18 protein-coding genes are annotated in these 23,144 nt (G+C 69.6%); 9 read left to right on the top strand and 9 right to left on the bottom strand.

Annotation, left to right across the window (positions count from 1 at the left end; translation table 11 throughout):
* Nucleotides 1-201: 201 nt before the first annotated feature.
* Nucleotides 202-3,156, top strand: coding sequence for a fibronectin type III domain-containing protein (locus OG992_RS11170; protein ID WP_266303173.1), 2,955 nt, complete (start codon nucleotides 202-204; stop codon nucleotides 3,154-3,156).
* 178 nt (nucleotides 3,157-3,334) lie between these two features.
* On the opposite strand, the gene OG992_RS11165 is transcribed toward OG992_RS11170, so the two are convergent.
* The 4 genes from OG992_RS11165 to OG992_RS11150 all read right to left on the bottom strand — a co-directional run bounded on the left by OG992_RS11165 (nucleotide 3,335) and on the right by OG992_RS11150 (nucleotide 7,605).
* On the bottom strand, nucleotides 3,335-4,258 hold the full coding sequence (locus OG992_RS11165; protein ID WP_266303172.1) for a hypothetical protein: 924 nt from the start codon (nucleotides 4,256-4,258) through the stop codon (nucleotides 3,335-3,337).
* A gap of 76 nt (nucleotides 4,259-4,334) precedes the next feature.
* Nucleotides 4,335-4,880 (bottom strand): hypothetical protein, encoded by a 546-nt coding sequence (locus OG992_RS11160; RefSeq protein ID WP_238686361.1) that lies wholly within the window; start codon nucleotides 4,878-4,880, stop codon nucleotides 4,335-4,337.
* 272 nt (nucleotides 4,881-5,152) lie between these two features.
* Nucleotides 5,153-6,175, bottom strand: coding sequence for a DUF4331 family protein (locus tag OG992_RS11155; RefSeq protein WP_266303171.1), 1,023 nt, complete (start codon nucleotides 6,173-6,175; stop codon nucleotides 5,153-5,155).
* Nucleotides 6,176-6,345: 170 nt separating this feature from the next.
* Entirely contained in the window at nucleotides 6,346-7,605 is a 1,260-nt protein-coding gene (locus OG992_RS11150; protein WP_266303170.1) for a family 16 glycosylhydrolase, read from the bottom strand.
* A 378-nt stretch (nucleotides 7,606-7,983) separates the two neighbouring features.
* Between OG992_RS11150 and OG992_RS11145 the strand changes: the two genes are divergently transcribed.
* On the top strand, nucleotides 7,984-8,382 hold the full coding sequence (locus tag OG992_RS11145; RefSeq protein ID WP_238686358.1) for a hypothetical protein: 399 nt from the start codon (nucleotides 7,984-7,986) through the stop codon (nucleotides 8,380-8,382).
* A gap of 17 nt (nucleotides 8,383-8,399) precedes the next feature.
* On the opposite strand, the gene OG992_RS11140 is transcribed toward OG992_RS11145, so the two are convergent.
* The 3 genes from OG992_RS11140 to OG992_RS11130 all read right to left on the bottom strand — a co-directional run bounded on the left by OG992_RS11140 (nucleotide 8,400) and on the right by OG992_RS11130 (nucleotide 12,263).
* Entirely contained in the window at nucleotides 8,400-9,866 is a 1,467-nt protein-coding gene (locus OG992_RS11140; protein ID WP_266303169.1) for an aminotransferase class V-fold PLP-dependent enzyme, read from the bottom strand.
* Complete coding sequence (locus tag OG992_RS11135) at nucleotides 9,856-11,541, bottom strand: ATP-binding cassette domain-containing protein (RefSeq protein ID WP_266303168.1); 1,686 nt, start codon at nucleotides 11,539-11,541, stop codon at nucleotides 9,856-9,858. The genes OG992_RS11140 and OG992_RS11135 overlap by 11 nt, the downstream gene beginning before the upstream one ends.
* Before the next feature lie 113 nt (nucleotides 11,542-11,654).
* The gene (locus OG992_RS11130) at nucleotides 11,655-12,263 is read right to left on the bottom strand and encodes a TetR/AcrR family transcriptional regulator (RefSeq protein WP_266303167.1); all 609 of its coding nucleotides are present in this window, start codon (nucleotides 12,261-12,263) and stop codon (nucleotides 11,655-11,657) included.
* A 68-nt stretch (nucleotides 12,264-12,331) separates the two neighbouring features.
* Here OG992_RS11130 and OG992_RS11125 point away from each other — a divergent pair, with 68 nt between their 5' ends.
* The 7 genes from OG992_RS11125 to OG992_RS11095 all read left to right on the top strand — a co-directional run bounded on the left by OG992_RS11125 (nucleotide 12,332) and on the right by OG992_RS11095 (nucleotide 21,034).
* Nucleotides 12,332-13,048 (top strand): SDR family NAD(P)-dependent oxidoreductase, encoded by a 717-nt coding sequence (locus OG992_RS11125; RefSeq protein ID WP_266303166.1) that lies wholly within the window; start codon nucleotides 12,332-12,334, stop codon nucleotides 13,046-13,048.
* 655 nt (nucleotides 13,049-13,703) lie between these two features.
* Complete coding sequence (mmsA, locus tag OG992_RS11120) at nucleotides 13,704-15,251, top strand: multiple monosaccharide ABC transporter ATP-binding protein (protein WP_266303165.1); 1,548 nt, start codon at nucleotides 13,704-13,706, stop codon at nucleotides 15,249-15,251.
* The gene (gene mmsB, locus OG992_RS11115) at nucleotides 15,248-16,546 is read left to right on the top strand and encodes a multiple monosaccharide ABC transporter permease (protein ID WP_238686352.1); all 1,299 of its coding nucleotides are present in this window, start codon (nucleotides 15,248-15,250) and stop codon (nucleotides 16,544-16,546) included. Before mmsA ends, mmsB begins: the two co-directional genes overlap by 4 nt.
* A 52-nt stretch (nucleotides 16,547-16,598) precedes the next feature.
* Nucleotides 16,599-17,702: a sugar-binding protein gene (locus OG992_RS11110; RefSeq protein WP_238686351.1), complete on the top strand. Its 1,104-nt coding sequence runs from the start codon at nucleotides 16,599-16,601 to the stop codon at nucleotides 17,700-17,702.
* 112 nt (nucleotides 17,703-17,814) lie between these two features.
* The gene (locus OG992_RS11105; protein WP_238686350.1) at nucleotides 17,815-19,077 is read left to right on the top strand and encodes an ROK family transcriptional regulator; all 1,263 of its coding nucleotides are present in this window, start codon (nucleotides 17,815-17,817) and stop codon (nucleotides 19,075-19,077) included.
* A 164-nt stretch (nucleotides 19,078-19,241) separates the two neighbouring features.
* A complete protein-coding gene (locus tag OG992_RS11100) occupies nucleotides 19,242-20,207 on the top strand; it encodes an ATP-binding cassette domain-containing protein (RefSeq protein ID WP_266303164.1) in 966 nt (321 codons plus the stop codon).
* Nucleotides 20,204-21,034 (top strand): ABC transporter permease, encoded by an 831-nt coding sequence (locus OG992_RS11095; protein WP_266303163.1) that lies wholly within the window; start codon nucleotides 20,204-20,206, stop codon nucleotides 21,032-21,034. The genes OG992_RS11100 and OG992_RS11095 overlap by 4 nt, the downstream gene beginning before the upstream one ends.
* A gap of 148 nt (nucleotides 21,035-21,182) precedes the next feature.
* On the opposite strand, the gene OG992_RS11090 is transcribed toward OG992_RS11095, so the two are convergent.
* Together OG992_RS11090 and OG992_RS11085 are read right to left on the bottom strand one after the other, a co-directional pair.
* On the bottom strand, nucleotides 21,183-22,172 hold the full coding sequence (locus OG992_RS11090) for an ABC transporter permease (protein ID WP_266303162.1): 990 nt from the start codon (nucleotides 22,170-22,172) through the stop codon (nucleotides 21,183-21,185).
* Nucleotides 22,169-23,059, bottom strand: a complete 891-nt coding sequence (locus OG992_RS11085) for an ABC transporter ATP-binding protein (RefSeq protein ID WP_238686346.1) — start codon at nucleotides 23,057-23,059, stop codon at nucleotides 22,169-22,171. Before OG992_RS11085 ends, OG992_RS11090 begins: the two co-directional genes overlap by 4 nt.
* Between the last annotated feature and the right edge of the window lie 85 nt (nucleotides 23,060-23,144).

Raw genomic sequence — 23,144 nt, 5'->3', positions numbered from 1 at the left:
CGGACCGACCTCCCCGGCGTGACCGAGGGGGTCGGTCCGCTTTTGCGCGGCCGGGTACCCCAGTCGGCTTTATCCTCGTAAGAGAAATATGGGTGTTTTAGGGGGATATAGTCCAGCTCGGGACTGGAGTGAAAACTGGGAGTGGGCATGTCGTTTCGGGGCCGGCGTCGTCCGAGCAGAATCGCAACGCTGGCGGTAGCCGTGACCGTGGGAGTTCTCGCGGTCGCGCCGCTCCCGGCCTCGGCGGCCGGCTCGGTGCTGTTCGACCAACCCTTCCACAACAACACAGCGAATGGCATCGGCGCGGTGGCGGTGCCAGCAGTGCCCGGTCTCCTCGCCACCAACGCCGCCTGCCTGAGCGCGGCGGGCAACTCCACCATCGGCCCACTGCTCAGTTGCACCACCTCCACCGACCCGCAGGGCTCCGGCAAGCTGCGCCTCACCCCCGCCGCCATCACCCGCCAGGGTGGAGTGTTCGGCGCGGTGAGCGTGCCCACCTCGCAGGGGCTGCACGTCACCTTCAACACCTACCAGTACGGCGGCATCAACCCCGGGGCGGACGGCCTCGCCTTCGTCCTGGCCGCCGTCGACCCGGCCAACCCGAGACCCCCGTCCACCCTCGGCCAGCCGGGCGGCTCGCTGGGCTACTCGGCGGCGTTCAACGGAGTGTCGGCGGGCCTCTCCAACGGCTACCTCGGCATCGGGCTGGACGTCTTCGGCAACTTCAGCAACAGCACCTACCAGGGGACCGGCTGTACGAACCCGCCGTACATCTCGACCACCAACGGCCGGGTCCCCGGACAGGTCGTGGTCCGGGGGCCGGGCCGCAACGCGGTCGGCTACTGCGCGATCAACAGCACCGCCGGAAGCACCTCGTCTCCCGCCCTGCCGCTGCGGGCCGCCACCCGGGCCGCGTCAGTGGTGCCGGTCGAGGTGGTCATCAACACCACCGCCTCGCCGTTCACCACCGACTCCGGAATCACCACTCCCGCCGGCCAGTACCGGATCAGGTTCACCCCGGTCGGGGGTGCCGCCCGCACCCTGGCGGGCGAACTTCCGGTCGTGGCACCGAGCCTGTACCCGTCGCCGACCTGGCTGAACGCCAGCGGTTACCCCCGGCAACTCGCCTTCGGCTGGGTGGGATCGACCGGCTCGGTCACCGACTTCCACGAGGTCGACGACGCGCGGGCGGTCAGCTTCAACCCGGTACCGGACCTGAACGTGACGCAGACCAGCGCGGTCGGCGCCGCCCCGCAGCCCGGAGACCCGGTCACCTACTCGATCACCGCCGGGGTCGATGCCGGCGCCACCGAGACGTCACCGATCTCGGTCACCCAGACCGTGCCCGCCGGTGTCGTCCCACGCGCCGCGTACGGCTCCGGCTGGGTCTGCGCCGCGCCGTCCGGACAGACCATCACCTGCACCAACAGCAACGGCCCGTTCGCCGGCGGCACCTCCCTGCCGCCCATCACCGTCGTCGCGACCGTCACCGGCACCGGCGTGACGCCGACGCAGATCCAGACCGCGACGGTGGCGACCTCGTCGTCGATCGACGCGAACCCGGGCCTGGCCACCAGCACCACACCGGTAGCGCCGGCCACCGCGCCCAGCGGCGTCACAGTCACCCCGGCCCAGAGTTCGGTCTCCGGGGGCATCCCGGTGACCGTCGGCGGCAGCAACCTCACCGGAGCGACAGCGATCACCATCGGTACGGCCGCCGAGCAGCAGGCCGGCACGTCGGTGCTGCTGGTGCCGTGCACCTCCGGCCCGGCCGCCGGTTGCTTCACTGTGAACCCCAACGGCACCCTCGCCATCTCCACCATGCCCGCCCGGTCCAGCCCGGCGACGGTCACCGTCAGCGTCGTCACCCGGGGCTCCGCCGGGTCGGCGAACTTCGTCTACGCGTCCACACCGGGCACACCGACCGCGCCCACAGCGGTCGCGGGCGTCTCCAGCGCCACGGTGAGCTGGACCGCGCCGGCGAACAACGGCAGCCCGATCACCAGCTACCTGATCACCCCGATCCGGGACGGCGTCACCCAACCGACTGTCACCTTCGACGCCTCCACCACCAGCCGCACCCTGACCGGGCTGACTGTGGGCTCGTCGTACACCTTCCGGGTGGCGGCGGTGAACGCGTTCGGGACCGGCGCGGCCAGCCCGCCCTCGGCGGCGGTGGTCCCGTACACGGTGCCGGGAGCGCCGACGAACACAGCGGCCACCGCCGGAACCAATGCCGCCACTGTCAGCTGGACGGCCCCGGCCAACGGCGGATCGCCGATCACCGGCTACACAGTGACGCCGTATATCGGCGCGGTGGCACAGACACCCCGGGTCTTCAGCGGAACCGCAACGACCCAGATCGTCACCGGGCTGACCGCCGGTGCCACGTACACCTTCCGGGTGGCCGCGACGAACGCCGGCGGGACCGGCCCACAGTCGGCCCCCTCCGGGTCGGTGACCGTCAACGCGTCGCCGACGCTGACCTTCCCACCGCCCCCACCCGGCAAGGCGTACGAGCCGTACCAGTACCAGCTCACAGTGACCGGCGGCACCGGCCCGTTCACCTGGTCGGTCAGCGCCGGGAGCCTGCCCGCCGGGCTGACCCTCGACCCGGTCACCGGCCTGCTCTCCGGCACGCCCACAGTGTCCGGGACGTTCCCGTTCACCGTCCGGGTGACCGACTCGTTCGACCAGTCCGCGACCCGACCGGTCGACCTGGTCATCACCCCGCTCGGTGGGCTGTCCATCAGCGTCCCGGCGATCTCGGCGCTCGGCACCGTCAGCTCGGGCACGACCGGGGTATCGGGTCAACTCGGCCCGGTGGCCGTCACCGACGACCGTGGGCCGTTCTCCGGCAACTGGGTCAGCGTCGTCTCCAGCACGAACTTCACCACGGGCTCCGGCTCGGGTGGCGAGACCATCCCCAACAGCAACATCACGTACGCCTCCGGGCCCGTCGTCGCCAGCACCGGGGTCGGATCCTTCGTCCCGCAGCCCGGGGCGGTGCTGAACACGCCGCGTACGGCCGCCGGGTGGTCCGGCCAAACGGGAGGCCCGAATTCCGCCACCTGGAACCCCACGCTGTTCGTGACGCTCCCGTCCGGGGTGGTGGTCGGCGACTACGTGGCGGTCGTGACGCACTCCGTCATCTGAACCCCGGCCCGACACCCCTCGCCCGCCGCCCCGCCTCTTGGATCGTGAAGTTGTGGTGGGGGACAAATCGTTTTGATTGCGCCCAGGTCGGCCAGCACAAGTCCATGATCGACTCGGTCAGACGTCGCTGCCCGGCCGTTCCGGAGGGAACGGCCGGGCAGTCTCTGGTCCGGGGACGTCAGGCCAACTGGGTGCGCTGCCGGCGGACGAGGTACCAGCCGCCGAGGGTGACCAGCACCAGCAGGGCGACCCCACCGACCGTGTAGACCAGCCAACTCGGCCCGCTGGACGTCGCGACAGTCATGGGCGCCGCGACGGGTAGGACGATCTTCCCGGTCGCTGTGCGTTCCACGGTGCCGCTGGCGAGCTTCGCGTGCACGTCCCAGGTCCCGGCGGGCAGGGCCTGGTTGACCTCGATCCGCACCTGACCGCTCTGGCCGGGCAGGATCGTCACGCCGTTTGTCACCTTGAACGGACCGGCCTGCACCGCCGCCTTGTTCAGCGACAGGGTGCCGGTCATGTCCAGCGCGCGTTCGCCGGTGTTGGTGACCTTCGCGGTGACCACTGGGAACTCACCGGTTCCCGGCTCCGCGGCCAACCCTTCGATCCGGAAGTCAGTTGGCGGCTCACCACCCGGGCCGATGTCGAGGTAGACCCGGATGCCCACCCGGTGGATCTGGGTGACGTTGCCGGTGCGTTCCTTCGCGCTGGTGACCTGCGCCCAGATCGCCGCGTACCGCTCGCCCTTCGATGCCTTCCTCGGCACGGCGAGTTCGACCTCGACCGGTTGCCGCTCGCCCGGGTCCAGCTCCATGGTGGCGGTCTTCAGCCGGATCCACCCGCTCAGTTCGTTTCCCGTACGCCCCTCGGGCACCGTGAAGGCGTTGTTCTCGACCGACGCGGCGCCGGAATAGAACTCGATTTTCTGCGTCTCGGCGGAGGTGTTCTGCACCTCGACCCGGCGGTTGATCGTCGTCCCGGGCTTCAGGTGATCCACGATGTAGACCTGGGCCCGGGGGTCCTGCACCCGACTGGCCGGGATGTCCAGCATCCGGATGCTGATCGCGGCTTCCTCGGCCGGCTCCTGTCGCTGCTCCCGCACGGCAACGGCTGGTGCCGCCGAAACCCCGAGCGCCACGAGGGCGACCGAGGCCAGCAGCACCAGCCGGCCGAGCGGCTCAGAACACCGAATGTGTCACCGTCCCCGTGTAGACACCCTGGACGGTGCCGACGGGTACGTCCACCACCAGGGTCGGGTTCCAGGTGGCGAAGTTGTTGCCGGTGCCGCCGGTGTGGGTCATCGCCGTCTGGGGGACGTTGATGATCACTGCCTGGGCGGCGGTGGGCTGACCCGGTGTGAAGGTGCCGCCACCGGCGGTCGCCGTGGCGGGACCGGACCAGTACCGGACGTTGATGTTGGGGATCGTCTCCCCGGAGGAGCCACCACCGGTGACGAAGTCGGTGGAGATGACGTTGGCGGTCCAGTTGGGGGTGAGCGATCCGCGCTGGTCCAGCACGGTGACCGGGCCGAGCTGACCGGAGATGGTCGAGCCCTCCACGCCGTGGCCGATGTTCGCCGTCGCGGGCACGGTGATCGACAGGCCACCGGCGGCGTCGACGGTGAGGGTCACGATCGTGTCGCCCGTGGTGTCCGCGGCGGCCGGTCCGGCGAGCGCGACGACGGCGGCGACGCCGGCCAAGCCCGCGAGAATCTTTCTACGCATCGAGTCTCCTTTGTCCTAAAGAACCCTGGGAAGCACTTAAGAGACTAACTACGCAAAACACCCATCAGGGCGTGAATGACGCGAGCATCACCCGGTGGGCGTTCGATGATCGTGTTCGATCCTGGATGTCGTGGTGTCGTGCGCGCGGCAGGGGCCTCTTTCCTGGATCGAGCGCGATCATGGGTGGCCCGTCCTGCCCGCTCGGCCGTCGTCAAGGGCGCGCACGGCAAGGGCTCGGCGCCGTGTCGGCGGCCGAGCCCTTGCGAGCGGATTCAGGCCGCGACCACGTACGGGAACGTGGCGGAACGGGCGGCCTTGGTGACCTCCGAGGTGAGGCCCGCCGTGGTGCCGGTGTTGAGGACCAGGGAGAACATCACCTCGGCGGCGTTGTCGGCCAGGGTGCGTCCGTTGCGGACCGCGAAGCCGAAGTTCGCGGCCGTGCCGACCTTGTACGACAACACGTCGGGGTAGAGCTGCCGGGCGACGCTCCAGCCGTACGCCTGCGGGTCCGGTGCGGTGCCGTTCGCCTTGACCACCCCGGCGACCGCGTTCGCGATCTCCTCGCCGCCCTCGGTGAGGTCGTTGCTGGGGTGCCGGAAGTTGGCGGGGTTGGAGAAGTCGGTGTCGTGGGGCCAGAAGATCGGCCACATCATGGGGTGGCCGGCGCGGTTGATCTGCCGCCATCCGCCGGCGTCGGTGGCCAGCATGGTGCGACACCACACGCCGATCTCGGTGCCGTCGCGCAGCAGTGGTTCGTCGTGGGAGACCTCGAGGACGATCGACTCGACTGTGGTGCCGGCAAAGCTGTTCTTGGCCTGGTCGACCCGCCACGCGGAGCGGTCCACAGGTGAACCGTTCTTGACCGCGCCGTTGATGGTGGCGAGTTCGTCGAGGTCGACGTAGAAGGGGTCGGTGATCCGGCCGGCCCAGATCCGGACGTTGCCGCCGGTGGTCACCTCGCCGGTGCGCCCCTCGGCGATGGGGGTGCCCATCGCGGCGTCGTCGCGGGCGTCCGCGCCGGTGAGCTCGTACAACTGGAGGGCCTGCCGGGCGTCGCCGTCCGGCTCGCCGAAGGCGAACCGGTAGGTCAGGTCCTCCGCCTCGGTGCCGTTGATGTGGATCTTGATCTCGTAACGCGCCTCGGCGTGGAAGCCGCGCTTGATGTCGGCCTTGGTCACCGAGCTGTTGACGTCCATGACGAACACCGTGGCGCGGTCGCCGTTGAAGACGTAAAGGTCGTCGATGTACAACTGGCCGCCCTGGGCGGCCAGGGGCGTATCGAGGTGGTGCGACATGAGCTCACTCCCGGAACTGCCGGATTCTGGACTAATCCGAACATAGTGGGCGTGGGCCTGGCCTCCCCGCCCATCGAGCTAATCCGGTTCGAGGAGGTGGGTGGAGGCCGCAACGGCGGTGGGCCGCCCGAAGTTCCCCTCGGACGGCCCACGCCTTCGCGCTCGGCTGATCAGATGCGAGACCACTTCTGGTTGGCGGCGCCGAGGCAGTCCCACAGGTGCAGTTTGCCGCCGTTGTTGGGGTTGGCCTCCCGTACGTCCACGCACTTGTTGGCGTTGAGGTTGACCAGGTCGCCGGAGGCGTTGAGGGTGAAGCGTTGCGCCGTGTTGCCGTTGCAGCTGACGAGGTTGACCTCGGTGCCGTTGGCGGTGCCGGCCCAGGCCGGGTCCATGCACTTGCCCATCGCGCGGACGGTCCCGTCGGAGGCGAAGGTCCAGCTCTGGGCCGCCGTGGTGTTGCAGTCCCAGATCTGGAGTTTGGCGCCCTCGACCGGGTTGGCGCCGGGGATGTCGATGCAGCGACCGCTCTGCGCACCCCGGATCCGGTTGGTGCCGGGAGCCGGGTCGCCCCCACCACCCGAGGTGTAGCTGGACACCCGGACGTAGTCGACGAGCATCTGCTGCGGGAACTGGGTCGAGCCGTCCGGGTAGCCGGGCCAGTTGCCACCGACCGCCACGTTGAGAATCATGAAGAAGGGGTGATCGAACACCCAACGGTTGCCGCCGAGCCGAGCGGGATCGACCCGGTGATACTGCACCCCGTCGACGTACCAGGTGATGACGTTCGGTTCCCAGTCCACCCGGTAGGTGTGGAAGGTGTCGGCGAGCGGCGCGCCGAGGGTGCGGCTGCCCGTGATGCCGCCGCCGCCGGAGTAGCCGGGCCCGTGCACGGTGCCGTAGACGGTGTTGGGCTCCCTGCCGATGTTCTCCATGACGTCGATCTCGCCAGCGTCGGGCCACCCGCCGCCGGTGCCGAGCATCCAGAAGGCAGGCCAGATGCCCTGACCACGAGGGACCTTGATCCGGGCCTCGAACCGCCCGTACGTCTGGGTGAAGGTGGCCGCCGTCAGCAACCGTGCCGATGTGTACTCACAGCGCCCGTAGTGGCACTGGTAGTTGGCGGGATTGTCCCGGCGGGCGGTGATGACCAGGTTGCCCTGGCCGTCGTGGACGGCGTTGCTGGTGCTGTTCGTGTAGTACTGCCGCTCGTTGTTGCCCCAGCCGCCACCGCCGGTGTCGAACCGCCACTTGTTCTGGTCGACGGGCGTGCCGGCGGGGGAGTTGAACTCGTCCTGCCAGCTGATGGGGCCGATGGCGGCCTCGGCCCGGTCGGGGTGCGCCGGGACGACGAGCGCTGTCGCGGTCGCGACGAGGGCGGCCGCCAGGAGTACGAGGGGGCGGAAGCGGAGGCTGGGCCGGGATGTGAACACGGGAGGCTCCTCAGCTTGGGGGTGGTGGAGGCGGTTTACCAGGATAGAGAGCGCTCTCTTTAGCGAAGCATGTCGATATCATGTCTTTCTGTCAAGAGTGTTTCCAATATCACGACCGTCCGTTACCGCCCGATGCTGACCAGTGATCGGCGGCGCGCGGACGCCGGTCGTCGCCATCACGCTGCTCGATGCCTCCGAGATGGACGACGCCGACCCATCGACGGAGTTCGGCGCGGCCGAGGGTTACTCGATAGCGGTCGAATCGACCCTTCCTATTGCCGTGGGGCGTCCACGCGGGACAGGATGACGAGGCGTGCCGGAAACTTTCCCGTAACCTGCGCGCTGCTGGTCTCTGTCACAAGGAAGTGGGAGTCAGTCATGAGCGAGGCGTCGACGGCGCTGGGTGTGCGCCTCTACCCGGATCTGGTCGAGCGGGGTGGCCTGGCCCCCGCGCTGATCGAAACCGCTGCCCACCACGGGCTCGACGTCGGTCGGGTGACAGCGCCGGAGCAGGGGCGGGCCCGGTTCACCTGCGCCGAGCTGCACTCCGACGAGGGCGTGGTCTGTGTGGGGCTGGGCTCGCAGGCCCGGTACTTCATGATTGACCTGCGCGTCTCGGGAGAGGTGCTCGCCCGCGGTGACGTCATGGATCTGGTGCAGGTCGCCCAGGTGGCCGCCGCCTGGCGCGCCGGCCTGACGGTCGCCGAGCTGACCGCCCGGTTCCCGTTCATGGAGGAGATCAAGCACCGCCCAGCACCCGTGGCCCAGGTCAGCTAGTCGGCGGGGCCGGGCGGTCAGCAGCGCAGCCGAGGTGGCAGTGGTGACTCCGTACCGGCACCCCGGTTGAGATAGGTCGACTGGACGAAGTCGACGAGGCGCTCCGCGTCGGTCGCGATCGAGGCCAGTCCGAACGAGACGCGGACCGCGCCGCCCGTCGGCAGCCCCAGCGCGTCAAGGTACTGGTCGATCGTGTCGACCCCCGCCAACAGCCGCTGCCGCATCGACGTCCGGCTCATCCCGAACGCGCCCTCGGCCGCGCCCGGGTTGCAGAAACAGCCGGTACGCAGGGACAGACCGGCCGCTGCCGCCTCCCGCGCCACGAGCCGCTCGTCGACCAGCGTGCCGTCCGGGTGACGGAGGTTGAAGGTCACAGTGCCACCGCGCCCCGCACCCGTCGCCGGCCCGTACACCTGGACCAGCGGCCCGCCGGTGTCGTGCCGCAGGGTGGCCAGCCGCTCCAGCAGCCACTCGGTGAGCAGGCCGACCCGGGCATGGACGAGGTCCACGCCGATCGAGTCGAGCCAGCGCAACCCGAACTCCACGTCCGGAATGCTCAGGAAGTTGAGCGTGCCGTCCTCGAACGCCGACTCGTCGTCCATCGGCCGGTGCCAGTCGCCCTGCACGCTCACCGCGCGGATCGTGCCGCCGGCGAACCACGGCCGGCGCAACCGGGCCAGCGCCGAACGGCGGGCCAGCAGCGCGCCGACCCCGGTGGGGTAGCCGAAGAGCTTGTACCAGCTCAGGCAGACGAAATCCGGCCGTACGACGCTGAGGTCCAGGCGGTTCGTCGGCGCGAAGGCGGCAGCGTCGAGCAGCACGTCATAGCCGCGCTGGTGGGCAAGCTCCACCCAGCCCAGCGGGTGTTGCACACCGGAGAAGTTGCTCTGCGCCGGATAGGCGAACAGCCCGCGCCGACCGGGCCGACCCCGGCGACGGGCCAGGCCGCCACTGCCGGCGTCGAGCGCCGCGACCAGGTCCGACTCGGCGACCCGCAGCTCCGGGCCGCTCAGCGGTAGGTAGCGTACGGACGCGCGGGCCGACCGGGCGTACTCGCGGATGCCGTTGACCGAGTTGTGGTTGTCCCAGGTGAGCGTCAGCTTCGCGGTCCGGCCGAAGTCGTACGCCTCGCCGACCAGCCGGCAGGCGCCACTGGCGTTCGGGGTGAAGACGACGGCGTACTCGTCCGGGTCGGCGCGGAAGTAGTCGAGCACCGCGCGTCGCGCCGACTCCACCAGCGACCCCGCCGCCACGCTCGTGGGGTTCTCCGAGTGGGGGTTGCTGTACAGGCCGGCGAGTAACCGGTCGTGGTGATTGCGCACCTGCGCCTGGGCGGCCACCCCGGCTCCGGCGTAGTCGAGGTACACCTGCCCGTCGGTGTCCAGGTGTCGGTACTCGGTGGCCCGCAGCTCGTCGATCCGGCCGGTGGCGGCGTATCCCGGCAGCGCCGTGGGGGAGGCCGGCGGCGTCGGGTCAGGACCCACGACGTGGATCCCGTCGGAGTAGTACCGCCCAGGCCGCGCCCAGGAAGAGCAGGACGAAACCGCCGAGCACCAGCCAGTCGACCCACACCGGCCGAGAGAAGCTGTCGCCGTACGTGGCCAGCAGCGGCGGGCCGAGCGGGGAGCCACCGTCGCGCCAGAGCCGCTCCACACCGGCGGTGTGCCCGAGGCCCTCGAACGCCCAGCGGTTCGACATCGCGTAGCTGAGCCACTGACCGCCGACCGCCATGGCCGGCACCGGCAGGATCGCGCCGACGAACAGCACCTGTGGGAAGCAGAGCATCGGCAGCATGAGCGTCGCCTGGGCCGCGTCGGACACGGCCGCCGAGCAGAGCAGGCCGAGGGCGAGCGCCGCCGTCGAGGAGAGCAGGAGGGTCGCGTACAGGGCGGCGAAGTCGGCGCCGCCGACCGGCGGTAGCCGGTCCATGCCGCGCAGCACCCCGAGCAGGGCCAGGTCCACCAGGGCCAGCAGCGGCAGCAGCACCGCGACCTTCGCCAACAGGTACGGCACCAGCCGGACACCGGCGAGCCGCTCCCGGCGCAGGATCGGCAGCTCGGTGCAGATCTGGAGGAGCCCGTAGGTCAGCCCGAAGAAGAAGCCGCCGAACGCGATCCAGAACAGGATCATCACGGTCACCGTCGGGCTGGGGCTGGTCGGCTCGAACGCTCCCGGGCGGAACAGCAGCGCGAACATACCGAGCACCATCAGCGGCGAGCCGAGCAGGATCGCCAGGGTCAGCCGGTTGCGGACGACGATCTCCGCGTTGCGCGCGGTGAGGACGGCCCACTGGCGCAGCCGGCCGACGCGCCGGGGCGGCGTCGCGGAGACGTCACCGTCGTCGGTGGTACCTGACGGCCCCTCGGTCGCGCGCTGCTCGGCGAAGCGGTCGGGCCACTCGGCGGGTTGCGTCGCTTCGTCGAGCCGGAGGTGCACCTCGGCCAGGGACCGCACGCCGAAGAACTCCCGGGCGGCGGCCGGGGTGCCGGTGAACGCCAGTCGGCCCTGACGGGTCAGCACGACGACCCGGTCGCAGTGGTCCACGTCGGTGATCTGGTGGCTGGTCAGCACGACGGTGGCGCCCGTGTCCGCGAGCGCCCGGAGCACCCGGAGCAGTTCCACGGCGATCGCCGGGTCCAATCCGGAGGTGGGCTCGTCGAGGAAGAACACACCGGGCCGGGTGAGCAGCTCGACGGCGATGCTGGCGCGCTTGCGTTCACCGCCGCTGAGCAGGCCGACCGGCGTGGTGGCCCGGTCGGTGAGTCGCAGCTCGGCGAGCACCTCCGCGACTCGGTCACTGATCTCGGCGGGCCCGGTGGTGGAGGGCAGGCGCAGTCTGGCGGCGTACCGCAGGGTGCGGGCCAGGGGCAGCTCGCGGTGGATGATGTCGTCCTGCGGAACGATTCCGATGGTGCCGGCCGCGGTGGTGCCGTCGTACGTCACGGTGCCCGATGCCGGTTGCTGTACCCCGGCGAGGATCTCCAGCAGGGTGGTCTTGCCGGCGCCGCTGGCGCCGATGATCGCGACCAGCTCGCCCGGCGCGATGCTCACTGAGATGTCGGTCAGGATCCGGCGACCGCTCCGGACGCTCTGACCCAGTCCCTGAGCGGCGATGCCGACACCGGCACGCGGGGGAGACGTGGTCTGCTCGGTCGTCATGTCGAGTGCTCGATCCGGTCGGGGAGGGGTCCGCCTGAATATCGTGCCTCGCCGATGCTACTGAGCGGCCGCGCAGTGCGCCCCGGAGTGGACGGTCAGCGACCGTCGTCCGTTCAGCCGGTGGTGGTCCGCGCCTGGAGGAGGTCGAGGCAGTTGCGCCACAGCGTCTCCAGCTGGGTCGGATCGTTGAGCAACTTCGCGAGAAGGACCCGCCCTTCGATCTGCGCGACGATCGATCGGGCGGCCTCCCGGCTGTCGACCGCCGGGCCCGCCAGGCCGCGCTCCTTCGCCTCGACGACGACCTGCTCGATGAGGCTGATCTGCTCCTCGAAGATCTCCTGGAGCCGGCCGCGGATCTCCTCGGCCTGGTTGCTGAGTTCGAGGGCGAGGTTGCCGAACAGGCAGCCCGCGACCACGCCGGCCTTCTGCTGGCCGACGCGCTGGATCTCCTCGGTGGCCTCGAACAGGTCCCGGAGTCGCTGTAGCGGGTCGCGCTCGCTGCCGAGCAGTTGCTCCCACTGGCGTCGCTGGGTGATCCAGTGCTCGTCGATGACGGCGCGGGCGAGCGCCTGCTTGGACTCGAAGAAGTAGTAGAAGCTGCCCTTCGGCACGCCCGCCGCCGCGCAGATTTCGGCCACGCCGAGCGCCGTGTAGCCGCGCTGCTCGATCAGCGTGGCGGCCGCGTCGAGGATCTTGTTCTTCGCGTCACTGGTTCGACCCATGCCTCGACGATACACGACCGGTCGGCTAGCTTTTAGTAGACCAGTCGTCTAGCGAAGGTGGTTCCCTCATGAACAGCAGTCAGAGCCAGAAGGTCGTCGTTATCACCGGTGCCTCCCAGGGCATCGGCGCCGACCTCGTGGCCGCCTACCGCAAGCTCGGGTGCGGCGTCGTGGCGACCTCGCGCTCGATCGGCGCGTCCGACGACCCGGAGATCGTCACCGTCCAGGGCGACATCGCGGAGGCCGACACCGCCGAGCGGGTGGTACGTGCCGCACTGGACCGCTTCGGGCGGATCGACACTCTCGTGAACAACGCCGGTGTCTTCGTCGCCAAGCCGTTCACCGACTACACCGACGAGGAGTTCGACCTGGTCACCGGGGTCAACCTCGCCGGCTTCTTCCACCTCACCCGCCGCGTCCTGCCGCACCTGCTGGCCGGGGGCTCGGGGCACATCGTCAGCATCACGACCAGCTTCGTCGACCAGCCCAGTTCGCACGTTCCGTCGGTGCTCGCGTCGCTGACCAAGGGCGGCCTCAGCTCGGCCACCAAGTCCCTGGCCATCGAGTACGCGGCTCGGGGCGTACGGGTCAACGCCGTCGCGCCCGGCATCATCAAGACCCCGATGCACCCGGTCGAGACGCACGAGACGCTCGCGGGCCTGCACCCGGTCGGCCGGATGGGCGAGACCAGCGACGTCGTCGACGCCGTCCTCTATCTCGAGTCCGCCCCGTTCGTCACCGGCGAGATCCTGCACGTCGACGGCGGCCAGAACGCCGGTCACTGATCCCGCACACCGAGCGGGCCGCAGACTCCCACCGAGGCAGGATCCGCACCGCCGGTGCGGATCCTGCCCGACGACGACCGGTCAGACACCCCGCGCGGGGGTACGCCTCGTGCGGCGGTGGGTCATATGCGGGACCTGGTCTGTGCCGTCACGAACCGCGCATAAGGGATTTTCGGGCTCTGACCCGTCGTCCGGTGCCCATCGCTCCAGGGTGGTGACCGTCGATGCGTGCGGGCGGTAGAGGCGTGGGTCACATCAGCCGCCAGGGGCTCGCGGTGCGCCTCGCGTACGGCGCTGGGCTGGAGCTCGATTCCCAGTATTCGATGGCGTGACGTGTGCGCTGCGTTACCGGATGCACCGTCCCGGGGGCATCTTGCCTGGTGGGAAAGCTGCGGGAACGGCCGGGGTCGATTGGCGCGTTGTCGCAGGTGGGCGTGGGTGCTGCGGTCAGGCCTCGGGTCCCGGGAGGGACTGTCGTTGCCGCTGTGGTGGACGAACACTGTGCGACATCTATATTGCCGGATTGTTACTTTTTCAACAGTCCCTCGCCTTGCGGATGGCCCTCCGGCCGCAATACGTTGCCGTCAACAACAAAACCAAGTGAAGGTTCAACCTTCCGGAGGCAACCGATGACGTTGGCGAGGTGGTACGAGCGATGAGCGACGTGCCCATCCTCCTTGAGATGCGCTCCATCACCAAGGAGTTTCCCGGAGTCAAGGCCCTCTCCGACGTCAACCTGGTGGTTCGCGCCGGCGAGATCCATGCCATCTGCGGCGAGAACGGCGCGGGCAAGTCCACCCTGATGAAGGTGCTCAGCGGGGTGTACCCCCACGGCACCTACGACGGCAAGATCATCTACCAGGGGTCGGAGAGCAAGTTCTCCGACATCCGGGCCAGTGAGAACGCCGGCATCGTGATCATCCACCAGGAGCTCGCGCTCATTCCAGGGATGTCGATCGCCGAGAACATCTTCCTCGGCAACGAACCGCGCAAGCGGGGGGCGATCGACTGGAAGGCCGCGAACCGGATGGCGCTGGACCTGATGGCCCGGGTCGGTCTGGAAGAGAACCCGGACACCCTGATCAAGGACATCGGGGTCGGCAAGCAGCAGCTCGTCGAGATCGCCAAGGCGTTCGCCAAGGACGTGAAGCTGCTCATCCTCGACGAGCCCACCGCGGCGCTCAACGAGGCCGACTCCAAGCACCTGCTGGACCTGCTGCGCGGGTTCCGCTCCCGTGGCATCACCTCGATCATGATCTCGCACAAGCTGAACGAGATCGAGGCGATCGCCGACCAGATCACCATCCTGCGCGACGGCCGGACCGTGGAGACCCTCGATGTCAAGGCGGACGGGGTCGACGAGGACCGGATCGTGCGGGGCATGGTCGGCCGTGAGCTGAGCAGCCGGTTCCCGGACCACACGCCGAAGATCGGTGACGTCTTCTTCGAGGTCCGCAACTGGAACGTCCGGCACCCGATCTCCGCCGAGCGGCAGGTCTGCAAGAACGAGAGCTTCGTGGTGCGCCGCGGCGAGATCGTCGGCTTCGCCGGTCTCATGGGCGCGGGCCGCACGGAACTCGCGATGAGTGTCTTCGGCCGCTCCTACGGGGTGTTCGAGTCGGGCACGATCATCAAGGACGGCAAGGAGATCGTCCTGAAGTCGGTGGCGGACGCCATCGACAACGGTCTCGCGTACGTCAGCGAGGACCGCAAGGCGATCGGCCTCAACCTGCTCGACGACATCAAGACGTCGACGGTGGCCGCCAAGCTGTCCAAGATCTCGCACCACGGCGTCCTGAACGAGGTCGAGGAATACCAGGCGGCTGAGTCGTACCGCAAGGAGTTGCGGACCAAGGCCCCGACGGTCGACGAGAGCGTCTCCAAGCTCTCCGGCGGCAACCAGCAGAAGGTCGTCCTGGCCAAGTGGATGTTCACCGACCCGGACCTGCTGATCCTCGACGAGCCGACGCGCGGCATCGACGTGGGTGCCAAGTACGAGATCTACGGCATCATCCAGCGGCTCGCCGACCAGGGGAAGGGCGTCATCGTCATCTCCTCGGAGCTGCCTGAGCTGATCGGGCTGTGCGACCGCATCTACACAGTGTTCGAAGGCGCCATCACGGGCGAGATCGCCCGGGCGGACGCCACCCCGGAAACCCTCATGAAGCAGATGACCTCGACGAAGAAGATGGCCACACGATGAGCCGATTGAAGGACCTTCAGAAGAACCTGTTCGGAGGCACCACCTCCAACGCTCGCCAGTTCGGCATGATCTTCACCCTGGTGGCGATCGTCGTCCTGTTCCAGATCCTGACCGACGGGCTCACCCTGCGGTCGGACAACCTGATCGCGCTGTTCCAGCAGAACTCGTACATTCTGATTCTGGCCATCGGCATGCTCATGGTGATCGTGGCCGGACACATCGACCTCTCGGTCGGCTCGGTCGCCGCCTTTGCCGGCATCCTGGTCGCCAAGTCGATGACCGAGTGGGACCTTCCCTGGCCCGCTGCCATCGTGTTCGGCCTCGCCATCGGCGCGGTGATCGGCGCCTGGCAGGGCTTCTGGGTGGCCTACATCGGGGTGCCGGCGTTCATCGTCACCCTGGCGGGCATGCTGCTCTTCCGCGGCGGCAACCAGTTCATCGGTAACGCGAGCACCGTCCCGGTGCCGGAGGGCTTCCGGGAGATCGGCTCCGGCTTCCTGCCCGAGTTCGGTCCGAACACCGGTTACAACAACGCCACTCTGCTGCTCGGCCTGGCCGCGGCGTTGGCCGTGGTGTGGCGCGAGGTCCAGGCCCGCAAGACCCGACGGGCCATGGACGCCGACCCGGCGCCCATGTGGATCTCCATCCTGCGGATGGCCATCATGGTCGGCGTCATCGCCTTCGCGGCGCTGCGCTTCGCCAGCGGTCGCGTCGGCACCAGCTTCCCGATCTCCGGCATCATCCTGCTGGTCCTGGTCATCGCGTACTCCTTCTACACCCGCAACACCGCCGGTGGCCGGCACATCTACGCGGTGGGCGGCAACTCCCGGGCGGCCGAGCTGTCCGGTGTGAAGCTCAAGCGGGTCAACTTCTTCGTCATGATGAACATGTCCGTCCTGGCCGCCCTGGCCGGCATGATCTTCGTGGCCCGTTCGGCGGCCTCCGGACCGCAGGACGGCAACGGTTGGGAGCTGGACGCCATCGCCGCCGTCTTCATCGGTGGTGCGGCCGTCGCCGGCGGTATCGGCACCATCAGCGGCTCCATCGTCGGTGGTCTCGTCATGGCCGTGCTCAACAACGGCCTTCAGCTCATGGGTGTCGGCACCGACCGCGTCCAGATCATCAAGGGTCTGGTCCTGTTGCTGGCCGTCGCGATCGACGTCTACAACAAGAGCCAGGGGCGCTTCTCCATCATCGGGAGCCTGATGCGGCCCTTCCGCCGCGACGACTCCGTCCCACCCGCCTCACCGCCGGACGCGGAGCGCGAGCCCGCCAAGGCAGCGGTGTCCGGCTGACGGCCACCGACCTCTCTACCCGCCTCACCATCTAGAAAGGCAAGTCCTCACCATGCGTAAATTCTTCGGCACGTCGGTGGTGGCCATCAGCGCCGCCGCCATGCTGGCCCTCGCCGGCTGCGGCTCCGGCCGCGACGGCGACACCGGCTCCGGCGGCGAGGCCGCCAAGGGCTTCGCGGCCAACTCGCTGATCGGCGTGGCCCTGCCGGCCAAGACCTCGGAGAACTGGGTCCTCGCCGGTGACCTGTTCAGCAACGGCCTCAAGGAGGCCGGCTTCCAGGGTGACGTGCAGTACGCCGGCGCGTCGACCACTGTCGCCGACCAGCAGGCCCAGATCACCGCCATGGTCACCAAGGGCGCCAAGGTCATCGTCATCGGCGCGACCGACGCCGCGCAGCTGTCGACCCAGGTCGCGGCGGCCCACACGGCCGGCGTGAAGGTCATCGCCTACGACCGGCTCATCACGAACACCCCGGACCTCGACTACTACGTCGCCTTCGACAACTTCAAGGTCGGCCAGCTCCAGGGCCAGGCCCTGCTGGACGGCATGAAGGCCAAGAAGCCGAACGGCCCGTACAACATCGAGCTGTTCTCCGGCTCGCCGGACGACAACAACGCCGGTGTCTTCTTCAACGGCGCGATGGACGTGCTCAAGCCGGAGATCGACAAGGGCAACGTGGTCGTCGCCTCGGGTCAGAAGGAGGTCAAGCAGACCGCCATCCAGGGCTGGAAGGCCGAGGGTGCGCAGGCCCGCATGGACCAGCTGCTGACCTCGACCTACGGCAACAAGGAGCTGGACGGCGTCCTCTCCCCGAACGACACGCTGGCCCGCGCCATCCTGACCTCGGTCAAGGGTGCTGGCAAGCCGACCCCGATCGTCACCGGTCAGGACTCCGAGGTTGAGTCGGTCAAGTCGATCGTCAAGGGCGAGCAGTACATGACGATCAACAAGGACACCCGCAACCTGGTGAAGGAGACCATCAACATGGTCAAGGCTCTCCAGGCCGGCGACAAGCCGCAGGTGAACGACACCAAGTCCTACAACAACGGCAGCAAGGTCGTCGACACGTACCTGCTCCCGCCGGTCGCCGTCACCAAGGCGAACGCGGCTGAGGCGTACGCCACCGACCCGAAGCTCGCTCCGCTCACCAAGTAATCACCGCACGGTAGGTAGTAACGCCGATGGGTCCCGGGTCTCCTCTACCGGGACCCATCGGCGTCCCTGCACCCCCGCACCAACCGGCATCGACCCGGAAGGAGGTCTGACCGTGGCGACACCAGTACGGGCCAGGCCAGCCGGCGTCGGCCGCAACCCCGAATCCCCGCTGCCGTCGGTTCCCGGCGCCAGCCAGGAGGAGATCCGGCGGCAGAACCTCGGCGCTGTGCTGCGCTACGTCCACCTGCATGGACCGACGTCCCGCGCCGAACTGACCAGCCGGCTCGGCCTCAACCGAAGCACCATCGGCGCCCTCGCGGCCGACCTGGTCACCGGCGGCCTGGTCACCGAGGAGGCACCGACCACCGCCCGCCGCGCCGGCCGCCCCTCGCTGGTGGTCAGCCCCCGCTCCGACCGGGTCTACGCACACGCGTTGAGCATCGACGCGGACCGGCTGCGTGCCGCCCGGGTCGGCCTCGGCGGGCAGATCCTCGACCTGCGGGAGATCCCCCGACCCAGCGGCATGTCGGCGATCGAAGCCGTAGGGCCCCTCGCCGACCTCGTCCGCGACATGGAACGTTCGGTGGCCGGCGACGCGCTGCTGGTCGGCGGCGCCGCCGCCGTCACCGACACCACCCGCGATCCGGACGGCAGGCTCCGGATCGCCAGCATCGACGAGACGCTCGGCGCGGCTTTGGAGGCGGAGTTCCGCTGCGGCCCCGGCTTCGTGGCCGGCGACCTGGCCGACATCGCCGGCCTGGCCGAGCATGTCCGGGGCGTCGCGGCCGGCATCGACGACGTCATCTACCTGCACGGCGACCTGGGCATCAGCGCCGGCATCATCGTTGGTGGCCGACTGGTGGTCGGCCACCGGGGTCACAGCGGCAAGGTCGGCCACATGGTCGTCAACCCCAACGGCCTGCCCTGCGGCTGCGGTTCACGCGGCTGCTGGGAGACCGAGATCTCCGAAGCCGCGCTCCTGCGACACGCCGGCCGTGACCCGAGCGACCGCGCGGCGGTGGCCGAGGTGCTGCGCGCCGCGGCGGAGGGCGACCAGACCGCCCGCGCGGCGGTCGAGCAGGTGGCGGACTGGCTCGGCTTCGGCGTGGCGAACCTGGTCAACGTGGTCAACCCGGACGCAGTGGTGTTCGGTGGCTCGCTGCGCGACATCTTCACCGCCGGTGCGGACGTGGTTCGGGATCGGCTCGACACGATGCCGCTGCCCGCGTCCCGCGAGCACCTGCGGTTGCGCGCGGCGGCGCTCGGCCGCGACGCCGTCCTGATCGGCGCCGCCGAGTTGGCGTTCGACAAACTCCTGGCCGACCCGTTGAACGTCGGTGTCGCGGGCCAGGGCGGGACCGCCGAGCCCGAGTAGCCGCGACTGCCCGCCGGTGCCGGCCCGGCTCCGGAGCGGGTGGCGCGTGATCCACAGTGCTTCGTTCTGACCTCACTCACTCTGGCCTTCGTGACGCTTCCCGTACGCGTTATCGTACGCTGTACGGTAGTGCGGACGGACAGTTTCGGGAGGGGAGCGCTCTGATGACAGGAGCCGACGCGATAGTGGCGCAGGGGCTGCGCAAGCGGTATCGGGACCGGTACGCGCTGGACGGGTTCGACCTGCGGGTGCCGCGGGGAACGGTGTGCGGCCTGCTCGGCCCGAACGGGGCCGGCAAGACCACAGCGGTACGGATCCTCGCCACCCTGCTCCGCCTCGACGAGGGTCGCGCCGAGGTGGCCGGCTTCGACGTGACCCGCCAGCCCGACCAGGTGCGTTACCGCATCGGGCTGGTGGGGCAGCATCCCGCGCTCGACGAGGCGCTGAGCGGCCGACAGAATCTCGTGCTCTTTGGCCGACTGTTTCACCTGGGTCGCCGCCGGGCCCGTCAACGGGCGGTCGAGCTGCTGGAACGCTTCGGTCTCGCCGACGCCGCCGAACAGCCGGTCAGCACGTACTCCGGCGGCATGCGCCGACGGCTCGACCTGGCGGCCGGGATGATCCTGGCCCCCGCGGTCCTCTTCCTCGACGAGCCCACCACCGGGCTGGACCCGCGTGGCCGCAACGAGGTGTGGGAGTCGGTCCGGGAGTTGGTACGCACCGGCACCACGGTGCTGCTCACCACTCAACAACTGGACGAGGCCGACCAACTCGCCGATCGGATCTCGGTGGTCGAGGCCGGCCGGGTGATAGCCGAGGGGACTCCGGACGACCTCAAGACCCGGCTCGGCGGCGATCGGATCGAGGTGGTCGTCGCGGCGCCGACCGACCTTGCCGCCGCCGTCACCCAGATACGCCGGGCGGCCGACGACGAACCGACCGTCGACGTGGACCGGCGGATGGTGAGCGTCCGGGTCGGCCACCAGGCCGGCGCGCTCGTCGACGTGCTGCGGGCGCTCGACGCCGTGAACATCCCGGTGGCGGACGTCGCGCTGCGCCGCCCAACCCTGGACGACGTGTTCCTGCACCTCACCGGGCACCGGGCGGCGTCGGCCGAGGTGGCGGCATGAGCGCGGTGAGTATGCCGGCCCCGCCGGTGGACCTGACGCCCGGCCGGCCCACCCTCCTGGCCGACAGCGGCACGCTGATCTGGCGCGGCCTGGCCCGGTGGCGACGCGATCCCGGCCCGCTGATCGCCTCGCTCGGCTTCAACATCCTGATCGTGCTGATGTTCGCCTACCTGTTCGGTGGCGCGTTGCAGGTGCCCGGCGGTGGAAACTACCGAGAGTTCCTGATGCCCGGCATGTTCGTGATGACCATGGTCTTCGGCATCAGTCTCACCACCATCGCCGTTGCCGAGGACCTGGAGCGCGGGGTGACCGACCGGCTCCGATCGATGCCCGTCTCACCGCTGGCACCGCTGGCGGCCCGGGCGGTGGCCGACATGCTGTTCGCGCTGGTCACCCTCGGGGTCCTGCTGCTGACCGGCCTGGCAATCGGGTGGCGGGCACACGGTGGGGTCGGCGCCACGCTGGCAGCGGTGGGGTTGATCCTGCTGCTGCGCTTCGCCCTCATCTGGGTCGGCATCTTCCTCGGACTGGTCACCCGCGGGCAGACGGCAGTGGTGGCCGTGCAGACCCTGGAGTTTCCGCTCGGCTTCCTCTCCAACGCGTTCGTCGCACCGTCCACCATGCCCGCCTGGCTCGGTGCGGTGGCAGCGTGGAACCCGCTGTCGGCGACCGTCGGCGCCACCCGTGAGCTGTTCGGTAACCCCGGTTGGGGCGGCGACTCCTGGGCGGCGCAGCACTACCAGTTGCTGGCGGTGCTCTGGCCACTCGTGCTGGTCGCGGTCTTCCTGCCACTCTCGGTCGCCCGGTACCGGCGGCTGGCCGGCTGAGCCCGCGCGGACGCGGAGTGCGACTCTTGGGCCCGATCGGTGTCGGTGGTCGTCGTCAGGCTCACCGGCGTGGAAGTGCACCGACTCGATCGGGCCGGGGCGGGTGATCGCCGAGGCCCCCGCTCCCCGACGAGCACCCGTCGCCCAACTAGGCGATCCGGCGGACCCGGCGCACCGCCAGGTAGAGCAGGAGCAGGGCGAGGGCGACGAAGATGCCCGTCTCGATGCCCTGGAACAGCCAGAACCGGTCCGCCGGCTGGTAGAGCTGCCAGTTGTACGCGCCCGGTTCGAGGCCCAACTCGGCGCCGCAGACCCGACCCTCCGGCCCCTTACCGCCCGGCGGGCACTGGATCCGACCGCCCTCCGCGATCATCGTGCCGTCGGGGTTCCGGACGCCCTGCGCGAGGATCCAGTCTCCCCGGCTGACCTCCGGTGGCCCTTCCCCCTCGATCGGGAAGGTCTGGGTCCGGGCCGGCTGATAGTGCCGTCGGGCCAGCAGCTCGACCGCCGCCCGTACACCGATGAAGCCGGCGAGGGTGATGCCCATGGCGGGCAGCATCCGCTTCCACACGGTGCCGGCGAAGACGCCCAGCGCCACGGCGAACAGCGTGTACCCGATCGGGACGATGCCCTGCAGGTCGAAGACGATCATGCCGAACCGGCCCTCGTGCGCGGACTTGGTGAGCGGGTCGACCCACCAGGACATGCCCAGCCCGTAGACCGTCGCGAGGATCAGAACGGACCCGCTCACGAGACCGAACTTCACCAGGGCCCAGCGGGTCCGGCCGACGCCCTGGGTCCAGACGAACCGGTGCGTGCCCTGCTCCACCTCGCGGGCGACCAGCGGCGCACCCCAGAAGAGGCCGACCAGCACCGGCAGGGTGATCAGCAGTACGGCCACCAGACTGAGGTTGCCGTACTGGTCGCCGAAGCGCCGATAGCCCGCATCGCACGTGTCCCGGGTTGCCTGCGCCACGTCGGCGCGGGCGAGTTGGTTGGCGCAGTCCGTCAGCCCGAGGTCGGAGAAGGTGTGCCGCATCGCCAGGCCGATGGGCACCAGCAGGGCGGCGAGCGCCGCGAGCCCCAGCAGGGTGTAGAACGCCTGCTTGCGGTGTTGCCGCCAGGTCAACCAGATCATGCCGCTACCCCCCACTCGCTGTGACTGGTCTTCGTGGTGCCGTCGGCCAGGTAGGCCAGCACGACGTCCTCCAGGCTCACCTCGCGGACCGTCCAGGCCGGATCGGTGACCGGCCCGTCGGTGCGGACGAGCAACGTTGACTGCCGGTCGGTGTGGCTGGCCCGGATCACTGCGGCGACGCCCCCGATGACGCCGCCGTCGTGCCGCGGCCCGACGAGCTGCCGGTGCTCGGTGACCAGGTCGTCGACAGCGCCGGTGAGCTGCACCTGGGAGGCGTTCAGCACGATCAGGTAGTCGCAGACGCGTTCCAGGTCGGCCAGCAGGTGCGAGGAGAGCAGGACTGTGGTGCCCGACTCCGCGACGCTGCCCATCAGGGACTGGAGGAACTCCCGTCGCGCCAGCGGGTCGAGGCTGGCGACCGGTTCGTCGAGCAGCAGCAGTCGCGGCTGCTTGGCCAGCGCCAGGGCCAGCGCGACCTGGGCCCGTTGACCGCCGGAGAGCTTGCCGACCGGCTTGTCCGGTGGAATGCCGAGCTGTGCCAGCCGCTGGCGAGCCAACGCCGCGTCCCACCGTTTGTTCAGCTTGCCGCCGGCGATGACCAACTCGGACGCCGTGAAGTCCCGGTACAGCGGGGTGTCCTGGGCGACGAACCCGATGTCGGCCAGTCCCTCCGTGTCACCGTACGGGGATCGACCGAACACCCGGACCGTGCCCGCGTCGGGCTTGAGCAGCCCGACGGCCAGGTGCAACAGCGTGCTCTTGCCCGCGCCGTTCGGCCCGACCAGAGCGGCGATCCGGCCGGCCGGCAAATGCAGCGAGCAGTCCCGCAACGCCCAGGTGCTGCCGTACCGCTTGCCGAGCAGGTCCGCTTCCAAGACCATGTCCATCCCTTGTCCTCTCGTTCCGTTCACGCGATCGCTTCGCGGTCGCGCGAGCGCTTGCGGTGCCTGATGGTTCGTTCGCTCTGCTCGC

It is taken from the genome of Micromonospora sp. NBC_00362, assembly GCF_026342155.1.
GTDB classification, from domain to species: domain Bacteria; phylum Actinomycetota; class Actinomycetes; order Mycobacteriales; family Micromonosporaceae; genus Micromonospora; species Micromonospora hortensis.
The sequence above is the reverse complement of the archived record's forward strand: the minus strand, read 5'-3'. Positions and strand labels throughout refer to the sequence as shown.